Genomic DNA, 19,630 nt, shown 5'->3' on the forward strand with positions numbered 1-19,630 from the left:
AACGCACGCGGACCGCATCGGTCGGAAGAGGTGAGGCATGCCCGGAGACGCCGACCGTACGGCCGGCGAGCGGCGGGCGGACGCCCGGCGCAACCGCGCTCGTGTGCTGTCGGTCGCCGAGGAGGTCTTCGCGGCCGACGGGCTCGCGGTGCCCCTGAGCGAGATAGCCCGGCGGGCCGGAGTCGGACCCGGGACGGTCTACCGGCACTTCGCGAGCAAGGAGGCGTTGTTCGAGGCGGTGGTGATCGACCGGATCGCCCGGCTCGTCGACGACACCTGCGCCCTGGCCTCCGACGACGATCCCGGAGCGGCGTTCTTCGCGGCGTTCGCCATGGTCGTCCGCCAGGTGGCGGTCAACAAGGCGCTCTGCGACGCGCTCACGGCGGAGTCGGGACGGGCGATGACGGTCGGGCCCGAGCTCAGAGAGCGGTTCCGTGCCGCGCTCGCGGGGCTGCTCGAGCGGGCCCAGGGGGCCGGCGCCGTACGTGCCGACGTGACCGTGGACGACGTCCAGCGCCTCGTGCACGGCTGCGTGCGAATGGAGCAGGCGGGGCCGACGGGGCGGCCCACCGCGATCGTCTGCGACGGGCTCCGGCCCATGGCCTCCGAGCGGCCCGCCGGGCTTCCGGCCGTAACGGAACTCCCGGCCGCGGCTCGTAACGAAACACGGCCGCAGGTGCCCGACGGGTCACGGCCCGGCGCGACGGCGCCCCGGTGCGCGGAGTGCGGCGGATCCATCGCGGCCGCACGCACCGGACGGCCGCCGCGGTTCTGCGGGTCGGCCTGCAGGCAGAAGGCACACCGCCGCCGCGCCCGGAACACCGACCGGCCGCCGCGAACCGGCTGACCACCCCGCACGCCCGGTGGACCGACTGCGGGTTCAGCCGGGATGCGTCCGGAGGCGTCCCGCGATGCGTTCGGCGGCGCATTCCGGACTGGTCGCCGGAAATCGATCTCCAGGGTCCGGGAACCATTCGTAGAATTCGCCGCAGGGGCTCACGGAGATCCACACTTTGGGATCGGCCGGACCGCCACTGACCGACAGTGCCGGTCGGGCGTCACTCATCACCGACGGCAGCCCGAGCCTGGCCAGTTCACGGCACAACGCCACCAGAAGCCGCATTTTCTCGCTGTGATCGGCGCACACCGCCGCTGCCCTCCAACGCCCCCGGAACAGGTCCCTCACCCTCTGGCCATAGCATCCTTCGTCTCGCTGTTTCGTCTCGATGCCATCAAAGGTGCTTTTTTGACGCCAATGTCTTGCCTCTGTCTCCATTCTGTCTCGTCATACGGATAAAGGATGGATAGCCTGGACGTGCACTGACCGTGGCGGAGGGGCGGAATCATGGTGCGGCGACCGATCCTGCTCAACGTCCTCGTCCAGCAGCGGCAATTAATGCGATATGGCATGTTCCGTGCCGCTTATGAGAACGCGGCGAAGAAAGTCGATCGAGAACTCATCGGCACCGCTCCGAGCCGCGCCCAACTGCACCGCTGGATCTCCGGTGGTCTCAAGCGCCTGCCGCACACCGACCACTGCCGGGTCCTGCAGAGGATGTTCCCCGGCTGGACGGCCGATCAGTTGTTCGCGCCGTGCCCGGACGACCTCCTGTCCGCCGAGCCGGCGCCGCCGGCGACGGAGGGCCAGGCGGCCCGGACGCCCCCAGTGACGCGGCGCGAGGCCGCCCCCGCCCACCGCCTGGTGGAGGTCGACGCGCGGAGCGGGCCCGGCCTGCCGCTGGCCGACGTGGCCGCCGTCTTCACCACCCGGGCGGAGTTCACGTACGCCATGCCGCCGCAGGCGATGTTCGACGACGCCAAGGAGATCAGGGCGGCCGGGCTCTCGCTCAACCTCCTGTGCCAGCAGTACCCCGATCAGCGACTGCGGCTCCTGCTGGAGAACGGCGCCCGGCTGGAGTGCCTGTTCCTCGATCCGGACGGCGACGCCATCCAGGCGCGCGAGCGGGAGGAGGGCTACACCGACCACTTCCTGACCACGCTGACGAAGCTCAACATCGAGGTGCTGTCCCGCGTCCGCGACCGGCTGCCGGCCGAGGCGCGGGACCGGCTCTCGCTCGCGGTCTATGACGAGACGATCCGGTTCGGCATCGTCCTGATCGACGGTACGACCTGTGTGATGCAGCCGTACCTGCCGCAGGCCCGCGGCGTCGACTCGCCGACCTTCCTGCTCCACCGTGACCCCGATACGGCGGGGCTGTATAACACTTTTGAGCAGATCTACAGCGAATTGTCGGAACGGAGCCGCCCAGTATGACGACGTCCGTCGGAGCGCTGCTCCCCGTCGCTCTGGACGCCGCCACGATCGCCGCCGATCTGATCCGCTCCCGGGCGCCCGGCCTGCTCACCGCCAAGGGCGACCGGGACATGGCCACCGACCTGGACTACGCCGTCGAGCGCGCCGTAAGGGCGTACCTGCGCGACCGTACGCCCGGCGTGCCGATCCTCGGCGAGGAGGAAGGGGTCACCGGCGACGGCGGCGGGGATCTGCTGTGGGCGCTCGACCCGATCGACGGCACGGCCAATTTCGTCCACGGTGTCCCGTTGTGCGGCGTCTCCCTGGGGCTCCTGCGCAGCGGGCGCGCGGTCCTCGGAGTGATCGACCTGCCGTTCCTCGACGCCCGCTACTCGGCCGCCGAGCACGCCGGCGCCCATCTCGGCGAGCGGCGCATCAGGGCGAGCACGACCGGCCGGCTGCGGGACGCGATCGTCGCCATCGGCGACTACGCCGTCGGGACGGACGCGGAGGAGAAGAACCGGCTGCGCCTCGCGCTGACCGCCGCGCTGGCCGCCGAGGTCCAGCGGGTGCGCATGCTGGGCTCCTCGGCCATCGACCTGGCCTGGGTCGCCGAAGGCAGGCTGGACATCAGCCTGAGCATGTCCAACAAGCCATGGGACACCGCGGCCGGAGTCGCCATCGCCCGTGAGTCCGGTGCCGTCGTGGTCGACCAGGACGGCAGCGAGCACACGGCCGACTCGGCGGCCACCATCGCGGCGGCCCCGGGCGTCGCCGAGCAGATCAGCGCGCTGGTCGGGCGCACCGTGGACGGCCTGGCACTCGCCTGACCGGCACGGCCGGCGGTCCGACGGACTCACCGCCCGATCGGCGGCCTGCCGGTTATGGGACCACGCCCGGTGGCCTGGGAAGCACGCTGCGGATTCATCCTCGTCGGAGGAAGGTCTTTTGGGGAACGGCTGTCCGACGCGGTCGTCACGAACGGATCGAAAGATCGCTACCCTGCTCGCCGTGAGTGGTCGACATCGTGACAAATCGGGCATAACTCAGATCGCCACCGCTTGGCTACGGTGGGTGCCGAGAAGCCACGAGCGCGGTAAGCAGGCCCTGCTGGGCGGTGGGATCCTCGTCGCCGTGGTCGCGGCGATCGTCATGGGAATGACCATCTCCTCTGGACGCGGGGACGAGGAAGCCGCCGGCGGACTCCCGCCCTCCCCGCCCGCGTCGCACGGAACGCCGCTGGTCAGGTCGTCACTGCGCGAGCACACGCCGTCTCCGGGCCTTCGGAGAGCGTCGGCGCAGAGCAGTCCCCCGAACAGCGCCCGACCGTCCCCGACGCGCATTGGGGCTGGCCCGACATCGTCCGGCGCAGGCCCGTCCGCGGCTCCGGGCGACTGCCCGCCCGGGCTCCGCAAGTCACCCGAGAAGTGCAGGCGCGTCCATCGCTGACACGGCGGGCCGCCGTGGGCCGTCAGGAGATCAGGCCGAGCTCCCCGGCGTGCACGCCGGCCTGGAACCGCGACTCCGACTCCAGCAGCCGCATCAGCTCGGCGACCCGCCGCCGGTAGGTCCGCAGGGAGAGCCCCAGCCGCCGGGCGGCGGCCTCGTCGGTGAGTCCTTCCCCGAGCGCCCGCAGCACTCTCCGGCCCTCCGCGTCGACCTGCGGCGGGTCGCGGCGGAGGTACGCGGCCAGCTCCGTGGCACCCTCCCACGTGGCCTCGATCAGCGCGTGCACCCCGCTGATCAGGGCCGGTGACGTGGTGACGGTGAACTCGCGATCGCCGGCCACCGCGGCGCCCGCGAGGATCATGACCCGCCGGTCGATGATGATCGTCTCGTGCGGCAGCAGCCCGGTGCCGCAGATGCGGACCCGCGCGCCGATCGACGCGAGCGTCAACAGGTGGTTCCGCTGCTCCTCGTCCGTCAGCGCGGCGGGGGTGTAGAGCTTGCGGACCACCGGGCCGTCCGTCCGGCGCTGCATCCCGTCGGCGATGGCCTCTCGCGTGTCGCGACGCGACCAGGTGTTCAGGTCCGTGGCCGCGCAGACGAACTCCGAACTCGCTCCCGCGAACAGGTGCCCGGCACGCGCGGCGAACTCCTGCTCGCCGCGGATGGTGATGACCTGCTGATCGCCGCTCACCCCACCAAGTCTGTCCAGTCGGCGGCACGGGAGCAATGGCAGCTTGCTGCCAGTCGCTCGCTCCCACGGCGGCTCCGGGCCAGAGTCGACGTCATGACGACGAACGTGACGGCCGCCGACGGCGGCGACTTCCTCCTCGGTCGCGACCTGCGGGTCAACCGGCTCGGCTTCGGCGCGATGCGGCTCCCCGTCGGCACCTTCGACGGGCCCACGCGTACCCCGGAGAACGGGATCGCGGTGCTGCGCCGTGCCGTCGAACTCGGCGTGAACCACATCGACACGGCCGGCTTCTACGGACGCGACGACGTTCACGCCCACGAACTGATCCGCGAGGCCCTGTCCCCGTACGCCTCGGACCTGGTGATCGCCACGAAGGTCGGGCCGCTGCGGGGGCCGGACGGCATCCCGAGCGGGCAGGCGACGCCCGACCAACTGCGCGGGCTGGTCGAGGAGGATCTCCGGCGTCTCGGGCTCGATCGCCTGGACCTGGTGTACCTGCGCGTCGGCGGCTTGGCCGTTCCCGGCGGCGAGTCGATCGCCGAGCGGTTCGCGGTCCTGGCGGGGCTGCGTGAAGAGGGGCTGATCCGCCACCTCGGCGTCAGCAACGTCGACGCGGACCAACTCGCCGAGGCTCGCACGATCGCCCCGGTCGCCGCGGTGCAGAACCACTTCCACGTCCAGTACGGCGACGACTCCGGGCTGCTCGCCCAGTGCGCGGAACTCGGCATCGCGTTCGTGCCGTTCTTCCCGCTCGGCGGCGGCAACCGGCCGCTCGACCGGGACCGCCTGGCGAAGGTCGGAGCGCGCCACCAGGCCACGCCCGAGCAGGTCGCCCTGGCCTGGCTACTGGCGTCCTCCCCGGTCATGCTCGCCATCCCGGGCACCGGCTCCCTGGACCACCTGGAGGACAACATCGCCGCCGCCGGCGTCCACCTCACCGAGGACGACCTCACCGACCTGACCACCTGACGTGCGCAATCTGCGGAGATTGTCCGTTCTTCTCCTCGGGGTGGTGGCGCGGGGGCGTGCCGGAATCTCGGGGAAGGACGTGTCCGGGGTACCGATATGTAGCCTTTGACCTCTTCCTGGGGTGCGATTACCGAGCATTCGGTCCGCCTTGCCGGGCGGACCGAAAACCGGACCGCAGCCGCAGCCATCAGGGTTGCAGGCTGCTCGGTGTTCTGCGGTCCCCCGCCAGTTGGATACCGGGGTAGATCGTGTCCAGGTCGGTGGGAACGGCCGCCTTGATCTGACGGGTCCGCTCATCGGCGAGCACCTCTTCGGCTCCGGCTTCGAGCGCGTCCAGCGTCGCGGTGACCACGGTCTCAGGGCTGGTCTTCGGGCCTGCCACGTGGGCGGCCATGTCCGTGTCGATGTACCCGGAGTGGACGGCGACCACCTGGGTTCCCTGTCGGCGGAGCTCGACGCGGACCCCGTTCGTCAGCGCCCACGCAGCCGCCTTGGACGCCGCGTAAGAGCCCATCGCCGGATTGGCGAAGAAACTCGCGACCGACAGGACATTGACCATCGCGCCACCCCCATTGCGGGCCAGGACCGGCGCGAAGGCCCGGCACATCGACAGCGTGCCGAAGTAGTTGACCTCCATCTCGGTACGGGCGGCCTTCATCGTGGGGACGTCCACCAGGGGGCTGTCGGTGAGCACCCCGGCATTGTTGATCAGCAGCGTCACATCCGCGCACCGCTGCACCGCGTCCGCGACCTGCTCGGGTTCGGTGACATCCAGCCGGATCGGCACCATGCCGGAGTCGGAGACCAGGTCCGGGTTACGGGCGCCCGCGTAGACACGCCGGGCTCCATGCTCCAGCAGCGTACGGGCGAATACCGCGCCAAGGCCCCGATTGGCGCCGGTGACCAGGGCGACACACCCATCAATTCGCACGCCATCCCCCTATTCGGCAAACAGGCGATGCTCCCGGCTCATCCTCCCGCGATCCTTGGCCGCGCCACGCGTTCGCCAAAGAGGGTTTCCCTACTTGGATACTCTGGTACGGGCATGGCGGGACCGGCCGTCGGGTGGGTCCCCGTGCGCCGCCGAGGGGCGCCGTGCGGATCATCGCCGTGTTCGCGCCCGGCGCGGCCCCGTGCCCGGCGCCGCCAGAGGAGGGTCCATGCCGTTTCCGCTGCCGTCGTACGAGCGGTCCCGCGTCGTCGTTCCGCCGCCCGGGGACACTCCCGGGCACTGGGCGGGCGCGCCCAGCGCCTGCTTGGTGGACGGCGAGATCTATCTGGCGTACCGCCTGCGCCGTCCGATCGGGCGGGGCCGGGGATACGCCGTCGTGGTCGCCCACGCGGTCGGCGGCGAGCGGCCGGAGACGCTGGCCGTCATCGACAGCGACCGGATGTCGGCGGAGTCGCTCGAGCGCCCCGCGCTGGTCGTGACCCCTGAGGGCACCTGGCGGCTGTACCTCAGCTGCGCCACGCCGGGGACCAAGCACTGGCGCGTCGAGGTGATCGAGGCGGCCGACCCGCGCTCCTTCGACCCGTCGACGGCCGAGGTGGTGCTCCCCGGCAGCGACGCGATCGGGGTGAAGGACCCGGTGATCCTTCGTCAGGGCGACAAGTGGCACCTGTGGGCGTCCTGCCATCCGCTCGCCGACCCGGATGAGGCCGACCGGATGGTGACCGACTACGCGACCAGCGCCGACGGCCTGGACTGGACGTGGCACGGCACGGTGCTGACGGGGCGCCCCGGGCGGTGGGACGCGCGCGGCGTACGGATCTCGTCGGTGGTGACGGACGGCGGCCGGACCGTCGCCTGCTACGACGGCCGGGCCAGCGCCGCGGAGAACTACGAGGAGCGCACCGGCATCGCCACCGGCGACGGGTTCGGCATGTTCGAGCAGCAGGGCGCCGGCCCGGCCGCCGTCTCGCCGTACGCCGGCGGCGGCCTGCGCTACCTGACGGCTCTTCCCCTCGGACGCGGCCGATGGCGGCTCTACTACGAGGCGACCCGCGCGGACGGCGCCCATGAGCTGCGTACGGAGCTCATCGCGGCTTGAGCCAGTCGCCGTAGTCCTCGCCGGTGATCTCCTCCAGCAGCCGGATGTCCTCGGTGAAGTAGGGGATCAGTCGTTGCCGGTCCTCCCAGGTCAGCGGCTGCCGAGGACGCCGCTCGCGGTGCAGCGCGGCGAGCAGCGGACCGCGGGCCAGCCGGCGTACCGGCAGGGGCAGGTCCCGGCCGATCCGGGAGCCTGCGCGCAGCGCCTGCCGCAGGGCACGGGTGACCCGGGAGTCGGTCACGTGGTTGGTGACGTTCTCGCGGGGGATCGAGTCGATCACACCGGTGCGTACGCCGAGGAACGCGCAGATCCGGTCGAGGGTCGCGGCGGGCTCCTCGTGGATCCGCCGGTACCTCAGCACCAGCACCTGGTCGCGCGGGAACAGCTTGTAGAGGTGCTGGAGCTGCTCGCCGTAGCGGCTCAGGTCGACGTACCGCCAGAACGCCGCCCAGCCCGCCGCGATCCGTTCGGGTTCGGCGGCGCACGCGTCGACGACGTTCCCGATCGGCTCGAGGCCCGCCGACCACAGGTGTGTCCAGTTGGAGTGCGCCCGCTCCACCGGGTCCCGGAGGACGGCGATCAGCTTCACGTCGGGGATCAGCGCGCGGATGCGGAGCTGGGCGTCCCGGTCGTGGAGGTAGAACGGCGTGCTCTCCCCGCGCGGCGTCCCCTCCGGGGCGGCCGCGAACAGCGCCTCATAGTCCGCTCGCCGCCAGATGTGCTCCCGGTAGGTCTGGGCGTCACCGGGACCGCCGCGGGTGGGCGGCGGCCCGTCGGTGAGGAAGAACTTCGGCTCTTTGACCGGAGACATGAACAGGTCGGGGTGGCGGGCGAGTGCGGCGTGCAGGGCCGTGGTGCCCGACTTCGGGGCACCGATCAGCAGAAAGTCCGGAAGGGCCATTCATCCTCCCCGGCCGGGTGTCCAGCGGTGCGGCAATCATTCCATACCTACCTAAAAACCAGGGAAATATCCGCTGTTCGGACCCTCGTGATTCGGGATGGATGAGAACGATCCGCGCTGATACCCGCAGGCAGAGGCGTCAGCCGTAGGCGTCGATGCCGAGCTTGACGGCGACGGCCACGCCGCAGACGGCGACGATGACGCGCAGCGCCTCACCCGGGAGCCGGCGGACGAGCGCGGGGCCGATCCAGCCGCCCACGAGGAAGCCCGCCGCCAGCGGCAGGACGGCGTCCCACCGTACGGGACCGAACAGCGCGAACCCGACCGCGGCGACGCCGTTGGCCAGGCCCGCGATGACGTTCTTCACCGCGTTGACCCGGACCAGCGGCAGGTCGATCATCGCGGACAGCACGGCCAGCGTGAGGATGCCGCCGGCGGCGCCGAAGTACCCGGTGTAGACGGCGACCGTGAACAGCGCCAGGCGGAGCAGCCGGCCGTGCTCACCCGTGGAGCGTTCCACGAGCCGCCCGGCCCTCGGCTGCAGCAGCAGGATGAGGGACGCGCCCGCGATGAGCCACGGCGCGATCAGCTCGAACGTGCCCGACGGCGTCACCATGAGGAGCACCGCGCCGGTGGCGCCGCCGAGCGCCGTCAGCAGGCCCAGCCGCAGGACCAGTCCGCGCTGCCCGGTGAGCTCCCGCTGGGATCCGGCCGTCGCGCCCACCGCCGTGAAGACGAGCGCGACCGTGTTGGTCACGTTCGCGCTGAGAGCGGGCAGTCCGAGCGCCAGCAGTGCCGGGTAGGACACGACCGACGCGAGGCTCACCACGGTGCTGACCACCCCGGCCAGCACGCCGACCCCGAAAAGGATGGGCAGGTGGGCGGTGATCACCCCATACCAGTAGCACACCGGGGATCACCGGATGAGCCGGGCGTCCCGCCACGGCGTCGGCCACGCCGGCCGATCGCCGGAGCCGGGTACCCGCGCCGAACGCTCGGGTCAGCTCCCGACCTTCTCGGAGACGATGTCCGGGGCGAGCGTGGCGACGACGCCGATGATCTGCCCGACCAGCTCCGCCGGGACGCCCGCGGCGGTGAGCGCGTCCGTCAGATGCCCGGCGACCAGGTCGAAGTGCTCCTGCTCGATGCCGCGGCCCTGGTGCACCGCGCGCATGGGCGCGCCCGAGTAGACCTGCGGCCCGCCCAGCGTCGCGCCGAAGAACTCCACCTGGCGGCCCTTGAGCGGGGCATCGAGACCCCCGCGAAGAAGCCGCTCAACCCCGGATCCGCCAGCACCCGTACGTAGAAGTCGTCGACCACGGCGACCAGCGCGTCCTCGCCGCCGATCCGTTCGTAGATGCTCTGCTCCGCGGTGCTCATCGTGCCGCCTTCCTGGCTCGTCCGTCGGGGAACGAGGCCAGCGTCGAATCCGCCCATTACGACCGGCGCCGCAGGCGGTAACCATGGGGTGACGCTCGGCGCACCGGCTGGCGGCGCGGCTGTGAGATCGGTCGGTGCCGTCGCGCGGTGGCCCGGAGGAGACCGATGCCGGTGTCTCCCATGGAGACAATGGCGTGGTGCGCATCGCCATCCTCGGGCCGTTGGACGTACGGGACGGCAGCGGCCGCCCCGTCGAGATCGGCGGCGCCCGGCTGCGCGCCCTGCTCATCCGGCTGGCGGTCGACGCGGGGCGTACGGTCCCGGCCCAGCGGCTGATCGAGGACATCTGGGAGGACGCGGCGCCCGACCGGGCGGTCAACGCGCTGCAGGCCCTGGTGTCCCGCCTGCGGGGCGTCGGCGGCCGGGAGCTCGTCGCGTCGGCGCCGGGCGGTTACCGGCTGGCCGTCGCCCCCGCCGACATCGACGCCGTCGCGTTCGAGGAACTTCTGAGGACGGCCGACGCCGAGGACGATCCGGCGCGTCGGGTGGACCTGCTCCGGGAGGCGCTCGGCCTGTGGCGTGGCCCGGCGCTCGCGGACGTCGCGGACAGCGCCTTCGCCGTCGGCCCGATCGCGCGGCTCGAGGCCCTGCGGCTGTCCGCCGTCGAGAACCGCGTCGACGCCGAACTCGCCCTCGGCGACGGTGCGCGCCTGCTCCCCGAACTGCAGGAACTGACGGCGCGCCACCCCTTGCGGGAGCGGCTGCGCGGGCAGCTCATGCGGGCACTGTGCGCGGCCGGTCGCCGGGCGGACGCGCTGGCCGTCTACGAGCAGACCCGGCGGGAACTGGCCGACGCGCTCGGGGTCGACCCGTCGCCGCAGCTCGCCGCCGTCCATCTGGCCGTCCTCCGCGGTGAGCCGGAGGCGTCGGCGGCCGGGGACGCCCCGCCGGCCGGGCCACCGGACGTACGTCGGGCGAGGGGCACGGTGACGGGCCCGGCGAAGGGTATGCACAACCTGCCGGCCCTGCTCACCAGCTTCATCGGCCGTGACCGCGAGCTGCGCCGCGTCGCCGGCCTGCTCACCCGCTCGCGGCTCGTCACGCTGACCGGGCCGGGCGGCGCGGGGAAGACCCGGTTGGCGATCGAGGCCGCGGCCCGGGCGGTCGCCGACACGCCGGACGGCGTGTGGTTCGTCCCGCTCGCGCCCGTACGGGACGCGGCCGAGGTGCCGCAGGCCGTCGTCGTCGCCATGGGGATCATGGAGACGGTCCGGCTGATCGAGGCCAAGGAGATCGTGTGGCCGCTGGACCGGCTCGTCGACGCGCTCGCGGACCGGCGGATCCTGCTCGTCCTGGACAACTGCGAGCACCTGGTCGACGCGGTCGCGCGGCTGGCGGACCGGGTGCTGGCCGCCGCACCCGGCGTGCGGATCCTCGTCACCAGCCGGGAGCCGCTCGGCATCACCGGCGAGGCGCTGTGCCCGGTCCCGTCCCTGCCGCTGCCGCCCGAGGACACGGACGTCGAGACGGCGACGGCTCATGACGCGGTCCGGCTCTTCGCCGACCGCGCCGCGGCCGTACGGCCCGGCTTCACGGTCGACGGCGAGACCGTCGGTCCCGTCGTCCGGATCTGCCGCGCACTCGACGGCATCCCGCTCGCCATCGAGCTGGCCGCCGCCCGGCTCCGGGCGCTGACCCCTTCGCAGGTCGCGGACCGGCTCGGCGACCGCTTCCGGTTGCTGACCGTCGGCAGCCGGACCGCGCTGCCCCAGCACCGGACGCTCCGCGCGATCGTCGACTGGAGCTGGGAACTGCTGGACGACGCCGAGCGCCGCGTGCTGCGCCGGCTGTCGGTGTTCACCGGGGGCGCGACGCCGGAGGCGGCCGAGCGGGTCCTCGGGGAGGACGTCATCGACGTGGTCGCCGCGCTCGTCGACAAGTCGCTCGTGGTGGCGGAGGGCGACAGCGAGGTCCGCTACCGGCTGCTGGAGACCGTTCGGGCGTACGCCGCCGAACGCCTCGCCGAGGCCGGTGAGGAGAAGGGGCGCAAGGACGCGCACGCCGCGTACTTCCTCGCCCTGGCCGAACGCGCCGAACCGAAGCTGCGCCGCCGCGACCAGCTGTTCTGGGCCGCGCGCCTGAGCGCGGAACGCGACAACCTCAACGCGGCACTGCGCCATTCGATCGACACCCGGGACGGATCGACGGCGGTCCGTCTCGTCGGGGCCCTCACCTGGTTCTGGGTCCTGCGGGACATGGAGGCGGAGGCCGGTGACTGGGCCACCGAGGTCATGGACACGGTCGGGTCCGACGCGCCCGACGTGTCGGACGGGGTCGAGGACGCCTACGCGATCTGCGCCTTCACCGCCGCGCTGATGAGAGAGATGTCGGGCGGCGACGGGCCGTCTCTGGAGACGCTGAGCGGCGCGATGGCGCGCGCGGTGGCCCGGCTGCCCGAGCGTCCGACCCACCCGGTGCTGGCGCTGGGCCGTCCCATCGCCACCGTCTTCGGCGGCGACCTCGAGGCCTGCCGGCGTGAGCTGGAAGGCATCGCCGACCATCCGGATCCGTGGACGCGGGCCGCGGTGCGCGTCTTCCACGCCTACCTGGCGGTGAACCGGGGGGAGATCGAGCGGTGCCGCGCCGAGGCGGAGCAGGCGTACGCGACCTTCCACGACCTCGGGGAACGCTGGGGCATGGTCGCGTGCCTGGGCATCCTCGCGGAGTCGGCCCTGGTCCGCGGCGCTCCCGAGGAGGCCATCCGGGCGGTCGGCGAGGCCTACGGATACGCGACGGAGGGCGTGACCCCCGAGCAGGGCGGCATGCTGCTCATCCAGCTCGGCCGGGCGTACGGTCAGGCGGGGGACGCCGAACGGGCCCGTGCGGAGCTGTGGCGAGCGATACGGGCCGGTGAGCGCATGGGCGAGTACGGCCTCATCGCCCACGGCCACGTCTGGCTCAGTGAGGTGGCGCGCCGGTCCGGCGATCTACGCGAGGCCCGGGGGCTGCTGGAGCGCGCGCTGGAGACCGTCGAGCCGCGGAAGGCGCGGGTCGATCTGGCGGTCACCGTGGCGACGGTGTACGGCAGGCTCGGTTGTCTCGCCGAAGAGGAGGGCGACCTGCGCTCCTCGGCCGACTGGCACGCCAAGGGCATCGCCATCCTCGCGGATCTCGGGCGACTGCCGATCGACCAGACGGTGGGGGCGTTCGCCGAGGGACTGGCGGCGCTGGCGGCGGGCGCGCGGCGAGCAGGTCCGGGCGGCCGAGATCCTGGGCTGCGCGCACGCCCTGCAGGGCTTCGTCCCTCCGTGGAGCCTGGAGACCGACCGGGCCCGGGCCGCCGCGCTCGCCGCGCTCGGCACCGACGCCTTCGACGCGGCCTACGCCCGGGGCCGACGTTTCAGCCGTTCAGAAGTGCTGTCGCTTGATCAAATTACATGATTACATATCTTCCAGCGTTCCCCGCGCTATGGAGGAAGACTGTGATCGTTGAGTACATCCGGTACCGGGTGCCCGCCGAGCGGTGCGACGACTTCGAGGCGGCGTACGCCCGTGCCGCCGTGCCGCTCGCCACTGCGCCGCAGTGCGTGGAGTACGAACTGACGCGGTGCGTCGACGAGCCGGAGTCCTACATCCTGCGGATCGTGTGGACCTCTGCTGACGATCACCTGACGGGGTTCCGGAACAGCGATAACTTCACCGCGTTCTTCGCCGAGATCCGCCCGTACGTCGAGCAGATCGAGGAGATGCGGCACTACCGGCGCACCGCCGTCGTGGGCCCGGGTGGGTCGGTGCCCACCATGTACGACTGGGCCGGTGGCACGGAGGCCTTCGAGCGCCTGACCGAGGTGTTCTACCGCGAGGTGCTCAAGGACGAGCTCGTCGGGCCGCTGTTCGCCCACATGGACCCCGACCACCCGAAGTACGTCGCGATGTGGCTGAGCGAGGTGTTCGGCGGGCCCACGCGCTACACGGACGGGCGCGGCGGCTATCACCACATGCTGTCCAAGCACCTTGGCAGGGCCATCACCGAGCGGCAGCGCCGCCGGTGGGTCGAGCTCCTTCTCGACGCGGCCGACGAGGTGGAACTGCCGCACGACCCGGAGTTCCGGGCCGCCTTCCTCGGCTACATCGAGTGGGGCACCCGGATCGCGCTCGCCAACTCCCAACCGGACGCGCACCCGATCCAGCAGGCGCCCGTGCCGCACTGGGGCTGGGGCGTCGCTCCGCCGTACGTCGGCGCGTGACGGACACCCGACCCGCCGGTCGGTGACGCCGTCGCCGGTCACCGGCGACGGCGGCGGAGCGGCCGGACGCCGGTCAGCTCGCCAGCTCGCCGGACCCCGGGATCGGCGGCAGTTCGGCCAGCGCCGCGAGTGTGGCCTCGTCCAGCGGCGTCTCCGGCAGCGGCGGGCGCCAGCCGGTCTCCGTGTCGTAGCGCCGTACCACCTTGGCGGGCACCCCGGCGATGACGCTGTGGTCGGGGAACTCCCCGCGCACCACCGCGCCACCGGCGACGACGACGTTCCGCCCCAGGCGGGTGCCGGGCAGGATGATCGCGCCCGCGCCGAGCCAGCAGCCGTCGCCGATGACGACCGAGTCGTTGACCGGCCACTGCCGGCCGACCGGCACGGTCGGGTCGGCGTAGCCGTGGTTCTGGTCGGTGATGTAGACGTACGGGCCGGTGAAGACGTCGTCGCCGATCTCGATCGACTGGTGGCCGACGATGTGGCTGCCGCGGCCGATCGAACAGGCCTTGCCGATCTTCACGATGGGGTCCGGGCCCAGGTCCAGGCCGGGGACGAAACCGGCCGAGATCGTGACGTGCACGCCGACGAGTGTGTCGTCACCGATGTGGATCCAGGGTTCGCCGAACAGCGCACCGGTGGGGAAGCCGATGCAGACGCCCTTGCCCAGATGGCCGAACCGCCGTCCCGCCGGGGTGCTGGGGGTGATCTCGCCATGCTGGCGGACCCATTCCCAGCCCCGGTGCAGAGCCACCGCCACCACCCTGCGGGTCGTGGAACCGATCGACGACCTTAGCGACATGCCGGAAACGGTACGGCATGTGATGTCCGATTTGATCCCCCGATATGGCATCCAGTGGGCGGACTGCGGCGCTGCATCTGTTCAGCGAGAAAGGCCGGCCGGTCCGCGAAGAATTCCTTTTCGGGGGAAAACGGCGGTGAGCCCGGCCGTCAGGCCGGGCTCACCGCCGGTGGACGTCCGTCAGGACGTGCGAGCACGGTCGTCGCTGTCGCTGTCCGACACCGAGGAGAGGTGCTCGGACGGCGCGGACGTGGGCTCCTCGGCCTGCCTCCGCGCGGCGTTGCGACGCGTCGCGACCGCTCCGGCGGCACCGAGCGCGCCACCGGCCAGCAGCAGCGTGGCGGCCATGCCACGGCGGGCCCGCCGCGGCTTCGGCGGTTCGAGGCGTGTCGCCATCTGGCGCATCATCGAGCCGACCCGGGGGGCGAGCTCCTTCTCGATGTACGCGCCGGCCCGGTCGAGGCGCGGCGCGCCCCAGGTTCGGGCGTTGTACAGGCCCGTCGCTGCCATGTCGCGAGCCTGACCGGCCGGTGGGCCGAGCCGGTCAGCCGTCCGCTGCGCGGCGTTCTGGGCGGTCTGTGCCGCGGTCTGGGCCGACTGCGCGGTCCGCTGGGCGGTCTGCTGTGCCGATCGCATGGCGCGCTTCTGTGCCCGGCTGAGCTCGGAGAGGCGCAGCTGCCGCGCGCTGCGCATCGCGCGCTTCTGCGCCCGGGTCAGCTGTGAGCCGCTGAGCTTGACCTGCGGCTTCTTGCGAGTCGTCGATCGTAGGGACATGTATACCCCTCCGTTATGTGCGGTCTCGACCAACCTCTTCCCCCCGTAAGCGATGTCAATCACCGGATCGGTGAGGACGCCGTTCAGCCGTCGGCGCCCCCGGCGGAGGGTCGTTCGGAGGATCGGTGGAGGCCAGTAGCGTTGGCTACCTCAGTGACGTATCCGAACACGCCCACCGAGGGCGTACTCCGAAACGAGGAGGCGGTCTTCATGGCCGGAGAGCTCATCGCGACCCTGAACACCACCATGGGTCCCATCGTCATCCGCCTGTTCCCCGAGCAGGCGCCCAAGACGGTCCAGAACTTCGTCGGTCTCGCCGAGGGAACGATCGAGTGGACGCACCCCGAGACCGGTCAGCGGTCGAGGAACCCGCTCTACAACGGCACGATCTTCCACCGGGTCATCGACCAGTTCATGATCCAGGGCGGCGACCCGCTCGGCCAGGGCTTCGGCGGCCCGGGCTACGAGTTCGAGGACGAGATCGACCCGGGGCTGCGGTTCGACCGGCCGTACCTCCTGGCGATGGCCAACGCCGGGCCCGGCACCAACGGCTCGCAGTTCTTCGTGACGGTCGTCCCCACGCCGCACCTGAACGGCCGTCACACGATCTTCGGTGAGGTCGTGCAGGGCAGCGACGTCGTCGACGCGATCGCCAAGGCGAAGACCGGCCGCAACGACCGTCCGGTCGAGGACATCGTCCTGGAATCGGTGACGATCGAGCGTCGTTAGACGGGTATCCGGACCTAGACGGGTATCCGGCCACAGACGAGAAGGCGACGATGAGCACCGATCCGGCGCAGGCCCCGGCCCCTGAGGCACCGATGTGCTACCGGCATCCGGGCCGGGAGACGTACGTCCGCTGCACGCGGTGCGACCGGCCGATCTGCCCGGACTGCATGCGTTCGGCCGCGGTCGGGCACCAGTGCCCCGAGTGCGTCCACGACGGCAACCGCACGGTGCGCGAGCCGCGCACGGTGTTCGGCGGCCGGGTGCGGGGCCGCCCGGCGGTCACGCTGACGCTCATCGCCCTCAACGTCCTCGCCTACCTCGGGGAGCTGGCCTCGCCGGCGTTCGTCGACCGGTTCGAGATGGTGGGCGGAATGCCCGCGCGCGGCCGGTTCCCCGGGATCGGCGTCGCCGACGGCGAGTGGTACCGCCTGATCACCGGGGCGTTCCTGCACGTGCCGATGAACGCCGGCGGGCTCGGCATCACCCACATCCTGTTCAACATGTGGGCGCTGTGGGTGCTCGGCCCGCAGTTGGAGCACGTGCTGGGCCGGGTGCGGTTCACCGTGCTGTACGTCCTGTCGGCGATCGGCGGGAACGTCCTGCTCTACCTGGTGGCCCCGCTGCAGCCCGCCGTCGGCGCGTCCGGGGCGATCTTCGGGCTGTTCGCGGCGTTCTTCGTCGTCGGTCGCCGGCTCGGCGTCGACACGCGCGGCATCGTCTTCCTCATCGTGATCAACCTGCTGTTCACGTTCACCTTCTCCGGGATCTCCTGGGAAGGGCACGTCGGCGGGCTGGTCACGGGCGCGGTGCTCGCGGTCGCGTTCGCCTACGCCCCGCGCCGACGGCAGAAGGCCGTCCAGGTCGCCGCGTCGGCGGTCGTCGCCGTGCTGTTCGTGATCCTCACCGCCGTGGCCACCGCGCTCGCGTCCTGACCCGCGCGAGCCGCAGCGAGAAGAGCACACCGCACTGACGTCCGCGCGCGTACGCGACGCGCGAGGGAACGCACTCCGCCGACGTCAGCGCACGCGCGGGCGGCCACGGACGTGTCCGCCCGCGGCGCACGGCACGAGAGAAGGCTGGGGACTACTCCTGTGGATAACACACAGGGCAGTCCACAGGCTGTGGATAACCGTGTGGGGAAGTCAACGCCAGCGCGTCGACAGCACCACGCCGACCACGATCACGCCGAACCCGATCAGCAGGTTCCAGTTGCTCAGCGAGGTGATCAGCGGCACCGTCGCGCTGACGCTGGCCGTGATGTAGTAGACGGCGATCCAGGCCAGGCCGAGCAGCCAGCAGCCCACCATCGTCGGCACCAGCCACCTCGGGCTGACCGAGACCTTCTGCGAGCGCTGCGGCGGAGTGTAGACGGCCTTCTTGCGTACCTTCGACTTGGGCACGGGGTCTCTCCTCGGGCGGAACGCGGCCGCACGCCGGGTCCGCGCATGGGTCAATTTGTCAGTTAGCGTAGTCGCTGGTGAGCAGCGTACGACCTTATTGGGGGCGGTGGGGTGTCGCGATGCGGCGAAAACCCGGCAATGGCGGGATGACCGGAGGCGGCCGGCCGTGGCGTTACGCGATCCCCGCCCTGACGATCTTCGCCGGCACCCTGTTCGCGGCCAGCGGAAGCACCGCGCACGGAACGGACCTGCGGGGCGGCGGCCGTACGAAGGTCACCGAGCTCATCGCCCAGGAGCAGCGGCAGTACCAGGGCTCCCAGGCGAGCTACCGCCACCTACGGCGGCAGGTGGAGGGCCTCGTACGGGCGGTCGCGCAGCGCGACGCCCGGGTCAAGGCCGCGCAGGAGGACGCCGACCGCCTCGCGGCCCGCACGGGGTTCGCCGCCCTCACCGGACACGGCGTGCGCGTCACCCTCGACGACGCGCCCACCGGCCGGCGGATCCCCGGCGACCCGGGCCCGGACGACCTCGTCGTCCACCAGCAGGACGTCCAGGCCGTCGTCAACGCGCTGTGGACCGGCGGAGCAACGGGCGTGCAAATCATGGACCAACGTCTGATCTCCACCAGCGCCGTGCGTTGCGTCGGCAATACGCTCATCCTCCAGGGCGTCGTCTACTCGCCGCCGTTCCGGATCACCGCGATCGGAGATCCGGGCCGGCTGCGAGCGGCCCTGGACGCCTCACCGGCCATTCAGGTCTACCGGCAGTACGTCGCCGAATACGGACTCGGGTACACCGTGACAACCCTCAAGAAGACCACGTTGCCCGCCTACACGGGCAACGTGCAGCCCAAGTACGCCACCGCGCTGGAGCCCGACGGTGCGAACTCTCATCCGTAGCCTCGGCGAGCTGTTCATCACCGCGGGGGCCGTCCTGCTGCTGTTCGTCGCGTACGAGCTGTGGGGCACGGGCGCGTACACGCAGGCCGCGCAGCACAAGCTCGACGGCGAGCTCACCCGCGCCTGGGCCGCGCCACCGCCCCGCAAGGCGCCGGGCGCCGTGACCGCCGAGCGCGTCCGCCTCGGCCAGGGCCTCGCCCTGATCCGGATTCCCCGGCTGGGCAAGGGCTTCCACTACGTGATCATCGAGGGCGTCTCCATCGCCGACCTGCGCAAGGGGCCCGGTCACTACCCCGGTACCGCGATGCCGGGCCAGATCGGCAACTTCGTCGTCTCCGGGCACCGTACGACGTACCAGGCGCCGTTCAACCGCCTCGACCAACTGCACCCCGGCGACAAGATCCTCATCGACACCCGGACCCGGCAGTACACCTACCAGGTCACCGGTAAGAAGGTCGTGTCGCCCAGTGACGTCAGCGTCGTCGCACCGGTGCCGGAGCATCCCACCAAGGATCCGACCCAGCGGCTGATCACCCTCACCACCTGCCACCCGAAGTACTCCGCCGCCGAGCGGCTCATCGTCTTCGGGCGGATGGTCGGCTCGATCCCCCGGGTGAACGGAGCGTCCTCCTGATGTACACCTGGCTGTGGCGGCACCTCCCCGGCGACACGGTGACGCGCGTCTACACCGCCGTCGTGGGCCTGCTCGTGGTCGGCGTCCTGCTCTGGTACGTCGTGTTCCCCTGGTTCGAGCCCCAGATCCAGTTCGATCACGGAACGGTGGACGACGGCGGCACGTCGGCTACGGCACCCCCGAGCCCGGCCGCAAAACATCGGTAAAAAGATTCTCGGCGGACCGTGTAACGCCATAGGGGGTCAAGACGGATCAACGAGTGAGGGCTTCCGCCGTTGCCCCCGAGCGGCGGAAGCCCTCCCTCATGTCCGGACCCGCTTCGAGGCCCGGCCCCCGCCGACGGGTGACACGACGTCGGCGAGATCAGAGACCAGGGATCCGTACGACCGACCCGTACGAACGACGCGGCCTCCCCCCGCCGATGATGGGCGGAGGGAGGCCGCGTCGGTG

General features: G+C 71.6%; 20 protein-coding genes and 1 pseudogene. 12 read left to right on the forward strand and 9 right to left on the reverse strand.

The annotated features are described in order from the left end of the window. The first annotated feature begins 37 nt into the window (after positions 1-37). Positions 38-847: a TetR/AcrR family transcriptional regulator gene (locus tag ABD978_RS40410; RefSeq protein WP_345366417.1), complete on the forward strand. Its 810-nt coding sequence runs from the start codon at positions 38-40 to the stop codon at positions 845-847. 33 nt (positions 848-880) lie between these two features. Here ABD978_RS40410 and ABD978_RS40415 read toward each other — a convergent pair whose 3' ends face one another. Next, entirely contained in the window at positions 881-1,276 is a 396-nt protein-coding gene (locus ABD978_RS40415; RefSeq protein ID WP_345366419.1) for a hypothetical protein, read from the reverse strand. Positions 1,277-1,345: 69 nt separating this feature from the next. Between ABD978_RS40415 and ABD978_RS40420 the strand changes: the two genes are divergently transcribed. Continuing rightward, positions 1,346-2,275: a DUF5919 domain-containing protein gene (locus ABD978_RS40420; protein ID WP_345366421.1), complete on the forward strand. Its 930-nt coding sequence runs from the start codon at positions 1,346-1,348 to the stop codon at positions 2,273-2,275. After that, on the forward strand, positions 2,272-3,084 hold the full coding sequence (locus tag ABD978_RS40425) for an inositol monophosphatase family protein (RefSeq protein ID WP_345366423.1): 813 nt from the start codon (positions 2,272-2,274) through the stop codon (positions 3,082-3,084). The genes ABD978_RS40420 and ABD978_RS40425 overlap by 4 nt, the downstream gene beginning before the upstream one ends. 641 nt (positions 3,085-3,725) lie before the next feature. Here the strand turns inward: ABD978_RS40425 and ABD978_RS40430 are convergent. Then, positions 3,726-4,394, reverse strand: a complete 669-nt coding sequence (locus ABD978_RS40430) for a DNA-binding response regulator (protein ID WP_345366425.1) — start codon at positions 4,392-4,394, stop codon at positions 3,726-3,728. Between the two features lie 93 nt (positions 4,395-4,487). Between ABD978_RS40430 and ABD978_RS40435 the strand changes: the two genes are divergently transcribed. Next, entirely contained in the window at positions 4,488-5,363 is an 876-nt protein-coding gene (locus ABD978_RS40435; protein ID WP_345366427.1) for an aldo/keto reductase, read from the forward strand. Between the two features lie 187 nt (positions 5,364-5,550). Here the strand turns inward: ABD978_RS40435 and ABD978_RS40440 are convergent, their stop codons facing one another. Further along, positions 5,551-6,294, reverse strand: a complete 744-nt coding sequence (locus ABD978_RS40440) for an SDR family oxidoreductase (RefSeq protein ID WP_345366429.1) — start codon at positions 6,292-6,294, stop codon at positions 5,551-5,553. A gap of 229 nt (positions 6,295-6,523) precedes the next feature. Between ABD978_RS40440 and ABD978_RS40445 the strand changes: the two genes are divergently transcribed. Continuing rightward, positions 6,524-7,414, forward strand: a complete 891-nt coding sequence (locus ABD978_RS40445; protein ID WP_345366431.1) for a glycoside hydrolase family protein — start codon at positions 6,524-6,526, stop codon at positions 7,412-7,414. Here ABD978_RS40445 and ABD978_RS40450 read toward each other — a convergent pair. The 3 genes and pseudogenes from ABD978_RS40450 to ABD978_RS44130 all read right to left on the reverse strand — a co-directional run bounded on the left by ABD978_RS40450 (position 7,401) and on the right by ABD978_RS44130 (position 9,752). Further along, complete coding sequence (locus ABD978_RS40450; RefSeq protein ID WP_345366433.1) at positions 7,401-8,315, reverse strand: sulfotransferase family protein; 915 nt, start codon at positions 8,313-8,315, stop codon at positions 7,401-7,403. The genes ABD978_RS40445 and ABD978_RS40450 overlap by 14 nt on opposite strands. Positions 8,316-8,454: 139 nt before the next feature. After that, on the reverse strand, positions 8,455-9,225 hold the full coding sequence (locus ABD978_RS40455; RefSeq protein ID WP_345366435.1) for a sulfite exporter TauE/SafE family protein: 771 nt from the start codon (positions 9,223-9,225) through the stop codon (positions 8,455-8,457). A 90-nt stretch (positions 9,226-9,315) separates the two neighbouring features. Next, positions 9,316-9,752, reverse strand: a pseudogene (locus ABD978_RS44130) (group I truncated hemoglobin). 140 nt (positions 9,753-9,892) lie between these two features. Between ABD978_RS44130 and ABD978_RS40465 the strand changes: the two are divergent. Both ABD978_RS40465 and ABD978_RS40470 read left to right on the forward strand, forming a co-directional pair. Continuing rightward, positions 9,893-13,123: an AfsR/SARP family transcriptional regulator gene (locus tag ABD978_RS40465; RefSeq protein ID WP_345366439.1), complete on the forward strand. Its 3,231-nt coding sequence runs from the start codon at positions 9,893-9,895 to the stop codon at positions 13,121-13,123. A gap of 54 nt (positions 13,124-13,177) precedes the next feature. Then, positions 13,178-13,942: a globin domain-containing protein gene (locus tag ABD978_RS40470; protein ID WP_345366441.1), complete on the forward strand. Its 765-nt coding sequence runs from the start codon at positions 13,178-13,180 to the stop codon at positions 13,940-13,942. Between the two features lie 73 nt (positions 13,943-14,015). Here ABD978_RS40470 and ABD978_RS40475 read toward each other — a convergent pair whose 3' ends face one another. Both ABD978_RS40475 and ABD978_RS40480 read right to left on the reverse strand, forming a co-directional pair. Further along, positions 14,016-14,744 carry an acyltransferase gene (locus tag ABD978_RS40475; protein WP_345366443.1) on the reverse strand — a complete coding sequence of 243 codons (729 nt, stop codon included), beginning with the start codon at positions 14,742-14,744 and terminating at the stop codon, positions 14,016-14,018. 180 nt (positions 14,745-14,924) lie between these two features. Beyond that, on the reverse strand, positions 14,925-15,518 hold the full coding sequence (locus ABD978_RS40480; RefSeq protein WP_345366445.1) for a hypothetical protein: 594 nt from the start codon (positions 15,516-15,518) through the stop codon (positions 14,925-14,927). A 210-nt stretch (positions 15,519-15,728) separates the two neighbouring features. On the opposite strand from ABD978_RS40480, the gene ABD978_RS40485 reads away from it, so the two are divergent. Together ABD978_RS40485 and ABD978_RS40490 are read left to right on the forward strand one after the other, a co-directional pair. Beyond that, positions 15,729-16,247: a peptidylprolyl isomerase gene (locus ABD978_RS40485; RefSeq protein ID WP_345367422.1), complete on the forward strand. Its 519-nt coding sequence runs from the start codon at positions 15,729-15,731 to the stop codon at positions 16,245-16,247. Positions 16,248-16,297: 50 nt separating this feature from the next. Further along, positions 16,298-17,179 (forward strand): rhomboid family intramembrane serine protease, encoded by an 882-nt coding sequence (locus tag ABD978_RS40490; RefSeq protein ID WP_345366447.1) that lies wholly within the window; start codon positions 16,298-16,300, stop codon positions 17,177-17,179. Between the two features lie 210 nt (positions 17,180-17,389). Here the strand turns inward: ABD978_RS40490 and ABD978_RS40495 are convergent, their stop codons facing one another. Further along, a complete protein-coding gene (locus tag ABD978_RS40495; protein WP_345366451.1) occupies positions 17,390-17,647 on the reverse strand; it encodes a cell division protein CrgA in 258 nt (85 codons plus the stop codon). 119 nt (positions 17,648-17,766) lie between these two features. Here ABD978_RS40495 and ABD978_RS40500 point away from each other — a divergent pair, with 119 nt between their 5' ends. The 3 genes from ABD978_RS40500 to ABD978_RS40510 are packed head-to-tail and all read left to right on the forward strand — an operon-like array spanning position 17,767 to position 19,386. Continuing rightward, positions 17,767-18,546 (forward strand): DUF881 domain-containing protein, encoded by a 780-nt coding sequence (locus ABD978_RS40500; protein WP_345366453.1) that lies wholly within the window; start codon positions 17,767-17,769, stop codon positions 18,544-18,546. Further along, positions 18,527-19,180, forward strand: a complete 654-nt coding sequence (locus ABD978_RS40505; RefSeq protein WP_345366455.1) for a class E sortase — start codon at positions 18,527-18,529, stop codon at positions 19,178-19,180. The genes ABD978_RS40500 and ABD978_RS40505 overlap by 20 nt, the downstream gene beginning before the upstream one ends. Next, a complete protein-coding gene (locus ABD978_RS40510) occupies positions 19,180-19,386 on the forward strand; it encodes a hypothetical protein (protein WP_345366457.1) in 207 nt (68 codons plus the stop codon). The genes ABD978_RS40505 and ABD978_RS40510 overlap by 1 nt, the downstream gene beginning before the upstream one ends. Positions 19,387-19,630 lie beyond the last annotated feature (244 nt).

The organism is Actinoallomurus liliacearum (assembly GCF_039542035.1).
Taxonomy (GTDB): domain Bacteria; phylum Actinomycetota; class Actinomycetes; order Streptosporangiales; family Streptosporangiaceae; genus Actinoallomurus; species Actinoallomurus liliacearum.